This is a genomic window from Halomonas sp. ND22Bw (assembly GCF_003011945.1).
GTDB lineage: Bacteria > Pseudomonadota > Gammaproteobacteria > Pseudomonadales > Halomonadaceae > Halomonas > Halomonas halophila.
Genome location: NZ_PXWD01001911.1, coordinates 1 through 231, shown reverse-complemented (window position 1 = coordinate 231; position 231 = coordinate 1). Strand labels below are relative to the sequence as shown.

General features: G+C 67.1%; 1 pseudogene. It reads left to right on the top strand.

Annotation, left to right across the window (positions count from 1 at the left end):
• A pseudogene (locus tag CVH10_RS24925) lies at window positions 1-231 on the top strand (formaldehyde dehydrogenase, glutathione-independent); the annotation flags it as partial.

The window sequence follows — 231 nt, the reverse complement described above, 5'->3', positions numbered from 1 at the left end:
CCGACTGGCCGGCGCAGCCTGCGTATATCGTCGGCGAGAACGTGCTGATCTTCGGCGCGGGGCCTGTCGGTCGCGCGGGCGCAGCCTGCGCGAAGCTCCTCGGTGCCGGCGCCATCATCGTCGCCGACTTCATTCAGGAGCGGCTCGATCTGCTCAAGCCGCACGGCATCGAGACCATCACCCTGTCGGACGGCATCCCGATCGAGGATCATCTCGAACGCATCACCGGCA